We start from the raw sequence: 14,524 nt of genomic DNA, 5'->3' as shown, positions 1-14,524 counted from the left end.
CAGAAAATGACCGATCAAGTAAAGGTTACACTTGTTAAGAGTGCTGCTCACCGTAAGCCAAATCAACGTGCGATTGTTAAGTCACTTGGTTTGAACAAAGTGAACTCATCAGCCGTATTGCCTGATAACGCTGCAACGCGTGGTGCACTATTTAAGATTGCTCATTTGATTACTGTTGAAGTAGTTAAATAAGCTGAACAGATTGCTCTGAAGGAGGTACAACCTAATGAAGCTTAATGAACTCCAAGTAGCTGAAGGTTCACGTAAGGTCCGCAACCGTGTCGGACGTGGTGAATCATCAGGTAATGGTAAGACTGCTGGACGTGGTCAAAAAGGTCAAAAGGCTCGTGGTAAGGTACGTATGGGATTTGAAGGGGGACAAATGCCTTTGTTCCGTCGTATCCCAAAGCGTGGATTTACTAACATCAACCGCAAGGAATACGCTGTAGTAAACCTTGACGTGTTGAATCAATTCGATAACGGTTCAGAAGTTACACCAGCATTGTTGGTAGAAGCTGGAATCGTTAAGAACGAATTGAGCGGCATTAAGATCTTGGCTAACGGTGAATTGACTAAGTCATTGACTGTTAAGGCACACAAGTTCTCAGCTACTGCAGTTACGGCTATCGAAGCTGCTGGTGGTAAGACAGAGGTGATCTAATGCTAAAAACCGTGCTCAACTCACTTAAGGAAAAAGACATCCGTAATAAGTTGCTCTTTACCTTATTGATACTGATTGTTTACCGACTAGGTGCTCATATTACCATTCCTGGTATTAACACTATGGCACTCAGCGACGTTGCAAATTCTGGGCTCGGCAGCATTTTGAATATGTTTAGCGGTGGTGGATTAACAAATTACTCATTGTTCGCAATGGGTGTTTCACCATACGTTACAGCACAGATCGTGGTACAGCTCCTACAAATGGATATTGTGCCACGATTTGTTGAATGGTCAAAACAAGGTGAAGTTGGTCGACGTAAGTTGAACCAAGTGACCCGCTATTTGACTATTATTCTGGCGTTTGTCCAATCTATTGGTATCACGGCAGGATTTAATCAATTGAGTCAGGTTAATCTGGTGACAACACCAGATGCCAAGACTTACATCTTAATCGGATTCATTCTAACTGCAGGAACTATGTTTGCTGTTTGGTTGGGTGATATGATTACTGATCGTGGTCTTGGTCAAGGGGTCTCAATGCTAATTTTTGCAGGAATCATTTCTCGATTCCCTGCAGATGTTTACCGACTATTTAAGGAACATGTTATTGCAAGCCCTGACCAAGCGCGTGGTTGGGCCTTCATGTTGGGATTGGCAATTGTCTTTATTGTTGTGATTAGCTTTGTTACTTGGTTTAACCAAGCTATCCGCAAGATTCCAATGCAATATACACGACAATCAAAGGGTTCAGGAAGCACGTCTTACTTACCTTTGAAAGTTAACGTTGCTGGTGTGATCCCCGTTATCTTCGCGTCTTCACTTATTGTGACGCCGCAAACAATTCTACAATTGTTTGCACCACGTGTTGGTGACGCTAGTTGGTATTCAACAGTGATGCAATTCCTAGACATGCAAACTTTGCAAGGTGGGTTATTGTATACCTCATTGATTATCATGTTTACGTTCTTCTATGCATTCGTTCAGATTAATCCTGAAAAGATTGCAGAGAATCTACAAAAGCAAGGTAGTTACATTGTAGGTGTCCGTCCGGGTAAGGCAACAGAAGAATGGCTTTCAAGCCTTCTTTTGCGTCTTTCATCAGTCGGATCACTATTCCTAGGATTTGTCGCTTTGGCCCCAATCCTAGCCGCTTATTTCTTCGGGTTGGACAGTAACCTTGCAATGTCAGGAACGTCAATTTTGATCGTTATTGGTGTCGCAATTGACTTGATTCGCCAGCTTGAAGGATTGATGATGAAGCGACAGTATGTTGGATTTATTCAAGAAGGAGTCGAAGCAAAATGAGCAAGAATATCATTCTCCTGGGATTACCAGGCGTAGGAAAAGGTACTCAGGCTGCAAAGATTGTGGAAGCATACAACTTGCCGCACATCAGTACAGGTGATATGTTCCGTGAAGCAATGGCAAACGAAACAGAATTGGGATTAGAAGCTAAGTCTTACATGGACTCAGGTAACCTAGTTCCCGATTCAGTTACGAATGGTATTGTGGAAGAGCGTTTAGCTCAACCTGATACTCAAGCTGGATTTATTCTAGATGGGTACCCACGTAACATTGACCAAGCTGAGGCACTGCAAACTATGTTGGCAAAGAACGACCGCTCAATTGATGGAGTTCTTTATTTCACAGCTGATAACGACGTGTTGGTTGATCGTATGATGGCCCGTGGACGTGCAGACGATACACCTGAAGTAATTCAGAATCGTTTGGATGTTAACGGAAAGTTGACACAACCTATCGCTGATTACTATGCAGACAAGAATGTTTTGCATGAAATCGACGGAACACGTGAACTTAGCCTAGTGTTTGCCGATGTAGAAAAGGTACTTGATAATTTGGATGCGTAATGAGTCCCTTACAATAATTGTTGTCTAAATAATTATTGTCTGGTATAATGACTTGTTACGTTCTCCAATGTCACACTAAGGAGGCAACAACGTGGCCAAAGATGTTATTGAAATTTCTGGTATTGTTAAAGAAACATTACCAAATGCCATGTTTACCGTTGAATTGGAAAACGGAGCGACAATTTTAGCTCACGTATCAGGAAAGATTCGTAAGAATTTCATTCGTATCTTGCCTGGTGATCGCGTAACGGTAGAAATGTCGCCATACGACTTGACTAAGGGCCGTATCACATACCGCTACATTAAATAGTCAAGTTAAAAAACCCAAGGGGAGGTAAATATCATGAAGGTTCGTCCATCTGTTAAGCCTATGTGCGATAGTTGTAAGACTATCAAGCGTAACGGTCGTGTTATGGTGATTTGCTCAGCAAACCCAAAGCACAAGCAACGTCAAGGAAAGTAATTTTTCCTAAGAATATATAAAATTTATAGGAGGTAATCGTAATGGCTCGTATTGCTGGTGTTGATTTGCCTCGCGATAAGCGTATCGTGATCGCATTGACATATGTATATGGAATCGGTAGCACTACTGCTCAAAACATTTTGAGTGAAGTTGGTGTTTCAGAAGATGTTCGTGTTCGAGACTTGACTCCCGACCAAGAAGACGCCATCCGTGCCGTCGTAGACGGAATTAAGGTGGAAGGTGACTTGCGTCGCGAAATCTCAATGAACATTAAAAACTTGCAAGAAATGGCTTCATACCGTGGTATCCGTCATCGTAAGGGCTTGCCTGTTCGTGGTCAAAACACGAAGAACAATGCTCGTACTCGAAAGGGCCCAGCTGTTGCAATTGCAGGTAAGAAGAAGTAATTAATTTTTAAAGAAAGGAGATTACTTGATTATGGCAGGTCGTAATACTCGTAAGCGTCGTGTAAAGAAGAATATTGAATCAGGTGTAGTTCACATCCACGCAACATTCAACAACACGATCGTTATGATCACAGACGTTCAAGGTAATGCTGTTGCTTGGTCTTCAGCTGGTTCTCTTGGTTTCAAGGGAAGCCGTAAGTCAACTCCATTTGCTGCGCAAATGGCCGCCGAAGCCGCTACTAAGGGAGCGATGGAAAACGGAATGAAGACTGTGGCAGTTACTGTTAAGGGTCCTGGTTCAGGACGTGAAGCAGCTATCCGTGCCTTGGCCGCTGCTGGTTTGGAAGTAACTTCAATTAAGGACGTTACTCCAGTACCACACAACGGATGTCGCCCACCAAAGCGTCGTCGTGTCTAATTGTTACTACAACTAGTTCACAAAACGCTTTGAAAGGGGACAAACAGTATGCTTGAATTCGAAAACCCAAAGATCACTTTGGTTGAAGATGATGGTAACTACGGTAAGTTTGTGGTTGAACCGCTTGAACGTGGTTATGGAACTACTCTAGGGAATTCCCTACGCCGTGTTTTGTTGTCTTCATTACCAGGGGCTGCAATCAACTCAGTACAAATTGATGGAGTTTTGCACGAATTTTCAACCGTCGAAGGCGTTGTTGAAGATGTGACGCAAATCATCCTTAACCTTAAAAAGGTTGCAATGCGTATTGATAGTGATGATGCAAAAACACTCGAAGTTAACGTAAATGGTCCAGCAATGGTTACAGCCGGTGACATCATCGGTGATGCTGATGTTGAAATCTTGAACAAGGATTTGCACATCGCGACTGTTGCGGCAGGGGCAACGTTGCACATGACGCTTACAGCGGAACGTGGACGTGGGTATGTTTCAGGAGATCAGAACAAAGAATTGCATTCTAATATGCCAATCGGAGTTCTTGCAATTGATTCAATCTACACCCCTATCGAACGCGTTAACTACCAAGTCGAAGAAACTCGTGTTGGTCAACGTAACGACTTTGATAAGTTGACAATGGACGTATGGACTGATGGATCACTAACTGTTACTGAGGCAATCTCATTGGCAGCACGTATCTTGTCAGACCACTTGAACCCATTTGTTGAATTGTCAGAACGTGCGGTGGAAACACAAGTTATGTTAGACAAGGAAGAAACGACAACGAGCAAGCATGCGGAAGTTCCAATTGAAGAATTGGATCTTTCAGTTCGCTCATACAATTGTCTAAAGCGTGCTGGAATTAACACGATTCAAGAGTTGACTGATCGCTCAGAAAACCAAATGATGAATGTGCGTAACCTTGGACGTAAGTCATTAGACGAAATTCAAGATAAGCTAACAGCACTTGGATTAGGTTTCCGTAAGGAAGACTAATTCTAAATAGATAGAAATCCAAGTAAAGGAGAATACACTCATGGGATACCGTAAGTTAGGACGTTCTAGCGCACAACGTAAGGCTTTGTTGCGCGACTTGACAACACAATTGTTGATCAATGGTTCAATCCAAACTACAGAAGCACGTGCGAAGGAAGTTCGCCGTACTGCTGATAAGATGATTACTTTGGGTAAGCATGGAGATTTGGCTTCACGCCGTAAGGCTGCTGCTTTCCTACGTAACGTAGTTGCGGACGTAAACGTTTCTGATGAAGAAAACGTTAAGATTCAAAATGCTGTGCAATACTTGTTTAACGAAGTTGCACCACGCTTTGAGGGTCGTGCGGGTGGTTACACTCGTATTCTAAAGATGGACCAACGTCGTGGAGACGCTGCTCCTATGGTTCTTTTGCAATTGGTTGACTAATTCTAAAGTAACTACTTTACATTAACAATCAAATCTCTCATGCTTTGAGGTATAAACCGTTATGATGATGGCATTGCCAAGTCTAGGTTGAATGACACTTGTGTCGCATCTCTTAGCGTGTGAGGTTTTTTTGTATACTTGGATATATCGATAACAAAAGGGACAAGGTCATTAGATCTTGTCCCTTTTTTAATTGTATTCACAGGGTATAACGACAATACTTATGACGCGGTACATGATGGGGCAGAATATACAACAAGTGATTGGTGGCCTGCTGATGTAGTATATGTACTAAGAATAGATACCCATGCATATTAAAAGCGTCCAGAATCTAATAGACTCTGGACGCTTTTTTGATTTACAGGAATTAATTATTGACCGTGACGGCTTAGCTTAGCTAATGCATCACCAGTGAATTGAATCAATAGAATCAGTAGTAGAACAATGATGGTAGCTGTCCACATAACATCGGGTTGGAAACGTTGGTATCCAGTTACGATAGCAGTAGTCCCTAGACCACCAGCCCCAATTGCACCAGCCATTGTTGTTAGACCAACAAGACTGATCAGGGTAACAGTTGAAACACGAATCAATTCAGACAAACCTTCACGTAGGTAAACCGATGTGATGATATCCCAATTCGTTGCGCCGTATGAGCGAGCAGCTTCAACCTTACCAGCTGAAACGCCCAACAAAGCGACTTGTACTTGTCGTGCAAAGAAGGGGAAAACACCTAAGGCTAATGGTACTAATGCAGCAGTCGGCCCAATCGTTGTACCAACAATAAATTGCGTTAATGGTGAGAAAATAACCACCATGATAATAAATGGAATTGCACGGCCGATTGAAACAAATTTATCAAGAATTTGGAACGCGACTTGATTAGGTAAGATACCATTTTGTTCTGTTAGGACTAAGCCGATTCCAAAGGCTAGGCCTAGGAGTCCACCAAAAATAGCAGATCCACAAGTCATATATAGTGTTTCAAAAATGGAAGTACCCCAGGCACCATCGCCGGTCCAACCCAGATTATAGACATTAGGTAAGTTTACTTGAATCCAATTAAGCATTAGGCACGTCCTCCTTCAGTTAAGATTTTAATGCCAACACCTTGTTCACGGAAGTGTTGTAAGGCATTGTTGATGGCTGTATCATCTGGGCCGTTAAAGACGGCAATGGCTAACCCAACAGGGGTTTGCGTCAAGATTTCCATGTTTGAGTATAGAATGTTAGGTGTTACGCCATAGTCAGCGTAGATTGTTGCTAACAATGGTTGAGCCGTATCGTTTCCAACGTATTGGATTTGAATCAACTTTTCGTTAGCTGTTAGCGGCTTTGTTTCTAACAAGGCTTGCACATTTTCTAATGCTGCATCTAAGTTTGTAGCAGTATTGATGAAGTCCTTTGTTAATGGCTTTTGTGGATTAGTAAAGATTTCTAATAGTGAACCACGTTCAATGATATGACCATTTTCCATTACGGCAACTTTATTGGCAATTTCCTTAACCACTTGCATTTCATGGGTAATCAAAATAATTGTGACCCCAAGGGTTTGATTCACCTTCTTCAACAATTTTAGAATTTGATTCGTTGTACGGGGGTCTAGTGCAGATGTTGCTTCGTCAGATAATAGAATATCTGGGTCGTTCACAAGCGCACGGGCAATTGCGACACGTTGCTTTTGACCACCAGATAATTCTGAAGGGTAGTTAGTTGCACGGTCTGTTAGACCGACTAGTTCTAGTAACTCGGTTACCTTGGCCTTCTTCTCGGCGGTCGTTAGAGACGCATGCTTTAATGGTTGTAGAATGTTTTCAAAGACAGTAATTTCATCTAGAAGATTAAAGTGTTGGAAAATCATACCAATCTTTTTACGTTGATTACGTAATTCTTTCGCAGACAGGCTCGTTAGATCTTGTCCATTAATAATCACTTCACCACTGGTGGGGCGTTGTAGGAGATTGATATTACGAACCAAAGTAGACTTCCCGGCTCCAGAGTAACCGACGATACCGTAGATATCCCCAGCGTCAACAGTTAGTGTTTCATCGCGAACAGCAATGATATCCTTGTCGGCTTGTTTAAATGTAACGTTAATATTTTTTAATTCAATAATCGGCATAGCGACTCCTTATTTTAGATCTAGGTCCCAAGCAGTAATTTGTGAGTCACCCCAGTTATCCTTGAAGAATTGCTTTGTTTCTTCTGTTTGGTAGGCTTTCACAACATTTGCGTATGTTTCATCATTTTGCTTATCTTTTTTAGCGGCGATAATATTAATCCATGGCTTTGAGGCCTTTGTTAATGGTTCAACGAAGATTGCTGTATTCTCATCAATGTTGGCTTCTGCGGCATAGTTAGAATTAATAACGGCTGCCGTGACATTACCTGACTTCAAATTAGTTGCTGTTTGATCAGCCGCAACCGCCTTAACCTTCAAGTTTTTATCATTCTTAGTGATGTCTTTGACTGTAGGCATAGCGACGTCTTTAATTTCAATTAACTTTGCACCAGCTAACAATTGTAAGGCACGGGCTTCATTGGTGGGGTCATTTGGAACAACGATTGTATCACCATCAGAGATGTCCGCAATGTCTTTTAGTGAATCTGAATATAGGCGAATAGGTGAGATAGCAGTATCCCCAATACCAACTAATTGATCACCATTAGATTCATTCCAGTTCTTCAAGAAATCATTGTGTTGGAAAGCGTTCAAATCAATTGATCCATCGGCAACAGCCTTATTTGGTTGATTATAATCAGTGAATGTCTTGGTCTTTAAAGTGATGTTGTACTTATCTTTGGCTGTCTTAGCGACTGAATCCCAAAGCTCTTTGTCAGACGTTCCAACTAAACCAACGGTCACGGTTTGACCTTCAGCTTGATTACTTGTCCCATTGTTAGGACGTTCAGTTGTTAGTAAGCCCATTCCTGTAACAGTTAGGGCAAATGTTGCTAAAGCAGTTCCTGCAATTTTTAATTTAGTGTTCATATACTCGCTCCTTAAGTGTTTTTGGTACAAAAAAAGACCCGTTTCTATGTGTCGCAGCTGCGAAAGACACAATAGAAACGAGTCACCTCGTGTTACCATTCTAGTTCATCTTCTGGTTACCCAAAAAGATCTTGCAACGAGCAGGCAGGGAGCGAAATGGTGCTATGCCGATTCGTGTGTCTGGATAACGGAGACCAATCCGTCGTTAACTTACAGACTTGCTGTTCATTAACGCCAATCACAGGTCATTTTCATTAGGCTATTTCACAACAACTCGCACCAACGTTGTCTCTCTGGGGTGAATAGTAACTAATTACTTTCCTGATCACTTTGTTTTTATTTATTGCTTGTCAGTAATAATAACGGGTTTGAAATTGATTGTCAAATAGTAAGTGAAAAATATTTTTTCACAGGTTGAAACTTGCCAGCCTAAGCAACTCGTGCGAATTATGGTAAAATAGGTTTATTAAAACAAAGTAACCATAGGGAAATTGGAGAAACGTCATGGAATTAAATTTCGCGGACGATAGCTTAGCATTACACACGGATGCCTATCAACTATCAATGATGCAAACGTATTTTGATCAAGGTATTCATGATCGCCACGCGGTATATGAAATGTACTTCCGTAAATTACCATTTGAAAATGGATATGCTATTTTTGCTGGTTTAGAACGAATCATTGAATATTTACGTGGGCTACATTTTTCAGATACAGATATTGCTTATCTACGTGAAACGGGAAACTATAGTGAAGCATTTATTGATTATCTAGCAGAATGGCGCTTCCGAGGTACAGTACGTGCACCGCGTGAAGGAGAACCCGTTTTTAATAACGAACCCATTCTACAAGTAGAAGGGCCTGTTTTTGATGCACAATTAATTGAAACAGCTTTATTGAATATTGTTAACTACCAAACACTGATTGCTACAAAGGCCTCACGTATTCGTAGTGTGGTTGGAGATCAAGCGCTAATGGAGTTTGGAACACGACGTGCGCAAGAATTAGATGCTGCTTTGTGGGGGACACGCGCTGCGTACATTGGTGGATTTGACGCCACATCAAATGTTCGTGCTGGTAAGTTATTCGGTATTCCGATTGCTGGTACTCATGCGCATAGTTTGGTACAAATTTACCGTAGTGATTATGAAGCATTTAAGGCATACGCCGAAAGCCATCGTGATTGTGTCTTCTTAGTAGATACCTACGATACATTACGTTCTGGGGTCCCAGCAGCGATTAAGGTTGCACGTGAATTTGGTGATAAGATTAACTTCTTAGGGGTCCGAATTGATTCTGGAGATATGGCGTACCTATCAAAGGGTGTTCGCAAAATGCTTGATGAAGCAGGATTCCCAGAAGCTAAAATCTATGCATCAAATGACTTAGACGAAGAAACAATTACTAGTCTAAAGCGTCAAGATGCCAAGATTGATGTTTGGGGAATTGGAACAAAATTGATTACGGCCTATGACCAACCAGCATTAGGTGGCGTATATAAGGTTGTTTCAATTGAGAACGAACGCGGTAAGATGGTTGATACCATCAAAATTTCAGGAACAGCTGCGAAGATTTCAACGCCTGGTAAAAAGCAAGTCTGGCGTATTACATCTAATGCAGATGGAAAGTCGGAAGGGGACTACATTGCCCTTTGGGATGAAAATCCAAAGGACAATCCTGACGGTGTCTACATGTTTAATCCAAATTATCCTTATTTGAATAAGACGATTAAAGATTACACCGCTCGTCCCTTATTGCATGACGTTATTGTTGATGGTGAAGTGATTTACGAATCACCAGATCTAGCTACAATTCGTAAATACTCACAAGATAATTTACAAGCATTGTGGGCTGAATACCGTCGTGATTTGAATCCACAAGAATATCCTGTGGATTTGTCTAAGAAGGCTTGGCAAAACAAGATGAACTTGATTGAAGAAGTCCAAGACTTTGTTAAGCGTATTGCAGTTACAGAAGAAGCATTACCAAAAGATGTGGATGGAGAGTAGCTATGACAACTAAACAAGCAGAGATTATTGCAGCTTTAGGCGCAAAAGCCAATATTGATCCATTGGTTGAGTACCGTCGGTCTGTAGATTTGTTAAAGGATTACCTAAATGCAACAGGGCTTAAAGTTTACGTTTTAGGTATTTCAGGTGGTCAAGATTCAACTTTAGCTGGTAAGATGGCGCAAACAGCGGTTGAAGAATTACGTGCAGAAACAGGTGATCAAACATACAAGTTTATTGCGATGCGTTTACCTTATAATGCCCAAACAGACGAGCAAGATGCGCTAGATGCGATTGCTTGGCAAGGAGCGGATGAAACTATTCATGTGAATATCCAAGCCGCAACAGAAGCATCTGTTAAACAATTGACAGATGCAGGTATGACCGTTTCTGACTTTAATAAGGGTAATATTAAAGCACGCCAACGTATGATTTCACAATTCGCGGTTGCGGGTGAAGTTGGTGGTGTTGTAATTGGGACAGATCATGCGGCAGAAGCGATTACAGGTTTTTACACGAAGTTTGGGGATGGTGCTGCTGATATCACACCATTGTATCGTCTAACTAAGCGTCAAGGACGTAAGATGTTAGAACTATTAGGCGCACCTGTTCATCTATATGAAAAGGTCCCAACCGCAGATCTTGAAGAAGATCGTCCATCTTTGCCAGATGAAGTGGCTTTGGGTGTCACATATGATGATTTAGATGATTATCTTGAGGGGAAAGTCGTTGCATCAGACATCGCTACTAAAATAGAAAACTGGTATGCCAAAACGATGCACAAGCGTCGAGGACCGGTTACTGTTTTTGATGAATGGTGGCGCTAATAAGCCTTTCGTTAATGAAACAAAAAAGACACACCGGACATATATCCGATGTGTCTTTTTTAATATGTGAATAAAATACACCTGATTATATGTTTTTTAATGTTTCTGAAGGTTCAAACGTTATTATATATATGTAACTACTATATGGGATAACGGAGAAAATACATGACATTACATGCTTTTTTAACAATGCCAGAAACAGCTGAACCAGCCATGAATTTTTACACTGAGGTATTTACGGATACTAAAATTAACCGAATTGAGCGTATTCCTGCGGGGATGCCTTACACACCAGAACATATGACTGGAAAAGTATTAAATGGTGAATTATCACTACAGGGTGAAATCATTTACTTTATGGATATGGACACAGAGCAGGCGCCTGAATTGAGTTGGGGCGTATCCCTTTATGTCGATTTTGAAACTGAAACAGAATTTGATCAAGCGTTCGATGCCTTATCTGAAAACGGAAATGTGATGATGGGTCCTGAACCTGTTGCTAATTTCCGTAAGGTGGCATGGATCGTTGATAAATTTGGTGTAACTTGGCAATTAGTTTGGGCGTAAAAAAGACGAAACGATCTCATTTTGAGGTCGTTTTTTTGATGGCTTTGATTGACAGTTAACCCTGTATTTAAGTATGCTTGAAGGGAAACATTTAATCGACTTATACAGACCAAAAAGTATGAGAATAAGAGGTAAGGAGAACTATCGACTATGAAAGTATTTAATACATTATCGTTAGAAAAAGAAACGTTTGAACCTGTGACCCCAGGAGTGATTAATATGTATGTCTGTGGTCCTACAGTGTATAACTACATTCATATTGGTAATGCCCGTTCTGCTATTGCCTTTGACACAATCCGTCGTTACTTAGAATACCGTGGCTTTGATGTCCGCTATATTTCTAACTTTACTGACGTGGATGATAAGATGATTAAAGCAGCGGCTGAAGAAGGTATCACGGTACCTGAATTGGCCGACCGTTATATTGCAGCGTATTTTGAAGATACAGCTGCATTGAATGTGAAGCCAGCGACTGTGCAACCACGTGCGACTGACAACATTCCAGAAATTATTACCTTCGTCGAAGACTTGTTGGCTAAAGAATATGCCTATGAAGTTGAAGGTGATGTCTACTTCCGTGCCCGTAAGTTCCCAGACTACGCCCACTTAGCACATCAAAATCTAGATGAAATGGCGCATAATGCGGCTGGACGTTTAGATGATGAAGAACAAGCGCGTAAAGAAGATCCAATGGACTTTGCAGTTTGGAAATCAGCGGCTAACGACAATGCTATTTCATGGGATTCACCATGGGGAGCTGGACGTCCAGGTTGGCACATTGAATGTTCTGTAATGGCTACTAAGTATCTTGGTAACAACATTGATATTCATGGTGGTGGAATTGACTTGGCTTTCCCACACCATACAAATGAAATTGCACAATCAGAAGCACGTTCAGGTGAGACTTTTGTGCACAAGTGGTTGCATAATGGTTTTGTGACTGTTGGGGATGAACAAGAAAAGATGTCTAAGTCATTAGGTAACTTTACAACGGTTCATGACTTACTAGCCGAATTGCATGATCCATTAGCATTGCGTTTCTTTATGGCAAGTACACAATACCGTCGTCCAATTGCCTTTTCAACGGCAAACTTGGAACAAGCAACGAATAACCTTAACCGTATCCGTACTGGATACCGTAACTTGGAATTCCGTCTAGCGGACGCACAAGAAGGTATTAGTGGTGAAACTGTCGCTGCCGTTGCAACCATTGTTGCTGCCTTTAATGAAGCTATGGATGATGACTTCAATGTTCAAAATGCATTGGCTGCTGTGTATGATCTAGTTGAATTGGCTAATACAAGTGCACAAGAAAATGTCGTATTGAACAATGATGTACAATTGATCTTAGATACATTGGCGAAATTAATGGATGTCTTTGGTGTTGATGATTTGGCCCAAGAGGCATTAGAAGATGATGCGATTCAATCATTAATTGATGAACGTGATGCAGCTCGTGCTGCACGCGACTTTGCCCGTTCAGACGAAATTCGTGAAGAATTGGCAGCGCAAAATATTCTATTGGAAGATACACCACAAGGAACGCGCTGGCGTCGAGCTACGCAAGATTAAGGAATAAATATGTTAGATGAAAAAGTAGATTACCAACAAATGACTGGACTAGATCTGGCGTTTTTTGGGGATGCTGTGTATGAATTTTATGTACGTCAACACTTATTAGCATTAGGTATTAAGAAGCCACATAAATTGCAACGTGAAGCGAAGCAATATGTGTCAGCCAAAGCGCATGCAGCGTTGTACCGTTTAATGGAAGAAGACAGTTTGTTAACAGACGCTGAAGAGTCTTACTTTAAGCGTGGGCGTAATGCAAATTCACATACAAAGGCTAAGAATACTGATGTGGTCACATACCGTATTTCAACGGGATTTGAAGCATTAATCGGTTATCTATATGCGAGTCGTCAAATTGAACGATTAGATGAAGTGGTGACTTGGGTCTTTGAACAAGTAGAAAGTGGACGGACAAGAGAAAATGGTACAAAATAACAAAAAGGCAATGAAGCCGACAAAGTCAGCTAAGCCGGTAAAGGGCGACAAGCCTAATAAGTCAGCTAAGCGTCGTGATGATCGTCCGGCGAAAAAGGCACGTCCAGAGACTGAACGTCCTGAAGTGCAAATTCCAGATGATGCTGAATTTATTTTTGGAATTCACGCGTCAACAGAAGCGCTAAAGGGTGAAACACAAATCAACAAGGTTTGGTTGCAAGCTGGGTTGGCAGACAAGACACGTAACGAAATTATTGCACTAGCCAAAAAGCGTGGCTTGATTGTGCAAGACGCGCCTAAAGGAAAGCTTGATGAATTAGCCAATGGTGCTAATCACCAAGGTGTTGTGATGTCTATTGCAGCATATGCATACGCTGAATTGGATGACTTGTTTGCGAAGGCAGCTGAAAAGAATGAAGAACCATTTTTCTTGATTTTGGATTCTATTGAAGATCCACATAACTTGGGTTCAATTTTGCGTACAGCTGATGCAGCAGGTGTCCACGGAATTATTATTCCAAAGCGCCGTGCGGTACAACTAACATCTGTTGTGGCAAAGACATCTACGGGAGCAATCGAACACGTGCCAGTGACACGTGTAACGAACTTGGTCCAAACGGTTACTGAATTGAAGAAGCGTGGCCTATGGGTTTACGGAACAGATATGAATGGTAAGGATTACCGTCAATGGGATGCTAAGGGCGCAACTGCTTTGGTTATCGGAAATGAAGGTAAGGGAATTTCACCATTGCTAAAGAAGGCGATGGATGAAACGCTAACAATCCCAATGGTTGGGCATGTGCAAAGTTTGAATGCCTCTGTTGCGGCTAGTTTGTTGATTTACCAAGGGTTTAACTCACGTAACCCGCTATAAAGTAAAAG

19 protein-coding genes and 1 other annotated feature are annotated in these 14,524 nt (G+C 41.5%); of the genes, 16 read left to right on the top strand and 3 right to left on the bottom strand.

The genetic code is table 11. The features are described from left to right. The first annotated feature begins 6 nt into the window (after window positions 1-6). From rpmD to rplQ, 10 genes are all read left to right on the top strand, one after another. Window positions 7-192, top strand: a complete 186-nt coding sequence (rpmD, locus tag WS08_RS05735) for a 50S ribosomal protein L30 (protein ID WP_009765023.1) — start codon at window positions 7-9, stop codon at window positions 190-192. 34 nt (window positions 193-226) lie between these two features. Then, window positions 227-661 (top strand): 50S ribosomal protein L15, encoded by a 435-nt coding sequence (gene rplO / locus WS08_RS05730; RefSeq protein WP_009765022.1) that lies wholly within the window; start codon window positions 227-229, stop codon window positions 659-661. Continuing rightward, entirely contained in the window at window positions 661-1,968 is a 1,308-nt protein-coding gene (secY, locus tag WS08_RS05725) for a preprotein translocase subunit SecY (protein ID WP_038528569.1), read from the top strand. Before rplO ends, secY begins: the two co-directional genes overlap by 1 nt. Continuing rightward, the gene (locus tag WS08_RS05720; protein WP_009765020.1) at window positions 1,965-2,531 is read left to right on the top strand and encodes an adenylate kinase; all 567 of its coding nucleotides are present in this window, start codon (window positions 1,965-1,967) and stop codon (window positions 2,529-2,531) included. The genes secY and WS08_RS05720 overlap by 4 nt, the downstream gene beginning before the upstream one ends. Window positions 2,532-2,622: 91 nt before the next feature. Beyond that, window positions 2,623-2,841, top strand: a complete 219-nt coding sequence (gene infA / locus WS08_RS05715; protein ID WP_009765019.1) for a translation initiation factor IF-1 — start codon at window positions 2,623-2,625, stop codon at window positions 2,839-2,841. A 33-nt stretch (window positions 2,842-2,874) separates the two neighbouring features. Then, on the top strand, window positions 2,875-2,994 hold the full coding sequence (rpmJ, locus tag WS08_RS05710) for a 50S ribosomal protein L36 (RefSeq protein WP_009765018.1): 120 nt from the start codon (window positions 2,875-2,877) through the stop codon (window positions 2,992-2,994). Window positions 2,995-3,035: 41 nt separating this feature from the next. Further along, on the top strand, window positions 3,036-3,401 hold the full coding sequence (gene rpsM / locus WS08_RS05705) for a 30S ribosomal protein S13 (protein ID WP_009765017.1): 366 nt from the start codon (window positions 3,036-3,038) through the stop codon (window positions 3,399-3,401). A 31-nt stretch (window positions 3,402-3,432) separates the two neighbouring features. Then, window positions 3,433-3,819 carry a 30S ribosomal protein S11 gene (gene rpsK, locus WS08_RS05700; protein WP_009765016.1) on the top strand — a complete coding sequence of 129 codons (387 nt, stop codon included), beginning with the start codon at window positions 3,433-3,435 and terminating at the stop codon, window positions 3,817-3,819. Window positions 3,820-3,867: 48 nt separating this feature from the next. Beyond that, window positions 3,868-4,812, top strand: a complete 945-nt coding sequence (locus WS08_RS05695; protein WP_009765015.1) for a DNA-directed RNA polymerase subunit alpha — start codon at window positions 3,868-3,870, stop codon at window positions 4,810-4,812. Between the two features lie 40 nt (window positions 4,813-4,852). Further along, a complete protein-coding gene (rplQ, locus tag WS08_RS05690) occupies window positions 4,853-5,239 on the top strand; it encodes a 50S ribosomal protein L17 (RefSeq protein ID WP_009765014.1) in 387 nt (128 codons plus the stop codon). Between the two features lie 371 nt (window positions 5,240-5,610). On the opposite strand, the gene WS08_RS05685 is transcribed toward rplQ, so the two are convergent. Genes WS08_RS05685 through WS08_RS05675 form a run of 3 tightly spaced genes read right to left on the bottom strand, consistent with a single transcriptional unit; the run spans window position 5,611 to window position 8,231 of the window. Beyond that, the gene (locus WS08_RS05685) at window positions 5,611-6,309 is read right to left on the bottom strand and encodes a methionine ABC transporter permease (RefSeq protein WP_009765013.1); all 699 of its coding nucleotides are present in this window, start codon (window positions 6,307-6,309) and stop codon (window positions 5,611-5,613) included. Next, window positions 6,309-7,361: a methionine ABC transporter ATP-binding protein gene (locus WS08_RS05680; protein ID WP_038528561.1), complete on the bottom strand. Its 1,053-nt coding sequence runs from the start codon at window positions 7,359-7,361 to the stop codon at window positions 6,309-6,311. The genes WS08_RS05685 and WS08_RS05680 overlap by 1 nt, the downstream gene beginning before the upstream one ends. A 9-nt stretch (window positions 7,362-7,370) precedes the next feature. Next, the gene (locus tag WS08_RS05675; RefSeq protein WP_009765011.1) at window positions 7,371-8,231 is read right to left on the bottom strand and encodes a MetQ/NlpA family ABC transporter substrate-binding protein; all 861 of its coding nucleotides are present in this window, start codon (window positions 8,229-8,231) and stop codon (window positions 7,371-7,373) included. Window positions 8,232-8,301: 70 nt separating this feature from the next. Then, window positions 8,302-8,569: a binding site (T-box leader), on the bottom strand. A 166-nt stretch (window positions 8,570-8,735) separates the two neighbouring features. Here WS08_RS05675 and WS08_RS05670 point away from each other — a divergent pair. The 6 genes from WS08_RS05670 to rlmB all read left to right on the top strand — a co-directional run bounded on the left by WS08_RS05670 (window position 8,736) and on the right by rlmB (window position 14,516). Then, on the top strand, window positions 8,736-10,241 hold the full coding sequence (locus tag WS08_RS05670) for a nicotinate phosphoribosyltransferase (RefSeq protein ID WP_009765010.1): 1,506 nt from the start codon (window positions 8,736-8,738) through the stop codon (window positions 10,239-10,241). Window positions 10,242-10,243: 2 nt separating this feature from the next. Continuing rightward, window positions 10,244-11,068 (top strand): ammonia-dependent NAD(+) synthetase, encoded by an 825-nt coding sequence (gene nadE, locus WS08_RS05665; protein ID WP_009765009.1) that lies wholly within the window; start codon window positions 10,244-10,246, stop codon window positions 11,066-11,068. A gap of 165 nt (window positions 11,069-11,233) precedes the next feature. Continuing rightward, complete coding sequence (locus tag WS08_RS05660; RefSeq protein ID WP_009765008.1) at window positions 11,234-11,635, top strand: VOC family protein; 402 nt, start codon at window positions 11,234-11,236, stop codon at window positions 11,633-11,635. 150 nt (window positions 11,636-11,785) lie between these two features. Next, window positions 11,786-13,207, top strand: a complete 1,422-nt coding sequence (gene cysS / locus WS08_RS05655) for a cysteine--tRNA ligase (protein ID WP_009765007.1) — start codon at window positions 11,786-11,788, stop codon at window positions 13,205-13,207. A 9-nt stretch (window positions 13,208-13,216) separates the two neighbouring features. Continuing rightward, complete coding sequence (locus tag WS08_RS05650; RefSeq protein ID WP_009765006.1) at window positions 13,217-13,642, top strand: Mini-ribonuclease 3; 426 nt, start codon at window positions 13,217-13,219, stop codon at window positions 13,640-13,642. Beyond that, on the top strand, window positions 13,629-14,516 hold the full coding sequence (gene rlmB, locus WS08_RS05645; RefSeq protein ID WP_009765005.1) for a 23S rRNA (guanosine(2251)-2'-O)-methyltransferase RlmB: 888 nt from the start codon (window positions 13,629-13,631) through the stop codon (window positions 14,514-14,516). The genes WS08_RS05650 and rlmB overlap by 14 nt, the downstream gene beginning before the upstream one ends. The last annotated feature ends 8 nt before the right edge of the window (window positions 14,517-14,524 follow it).

Source organism: Weissella tructae, assembly GCF_000732905.1.
Taxonomy (GTDB): Bacteria; Bacillota; Bacilli; order Lactobacillales; family Lactobacillaceae; genus Weissella; species Weissella tructae.
This window is presented reverse-complemented; position numbering and strand designations above follow the sequence as displayed.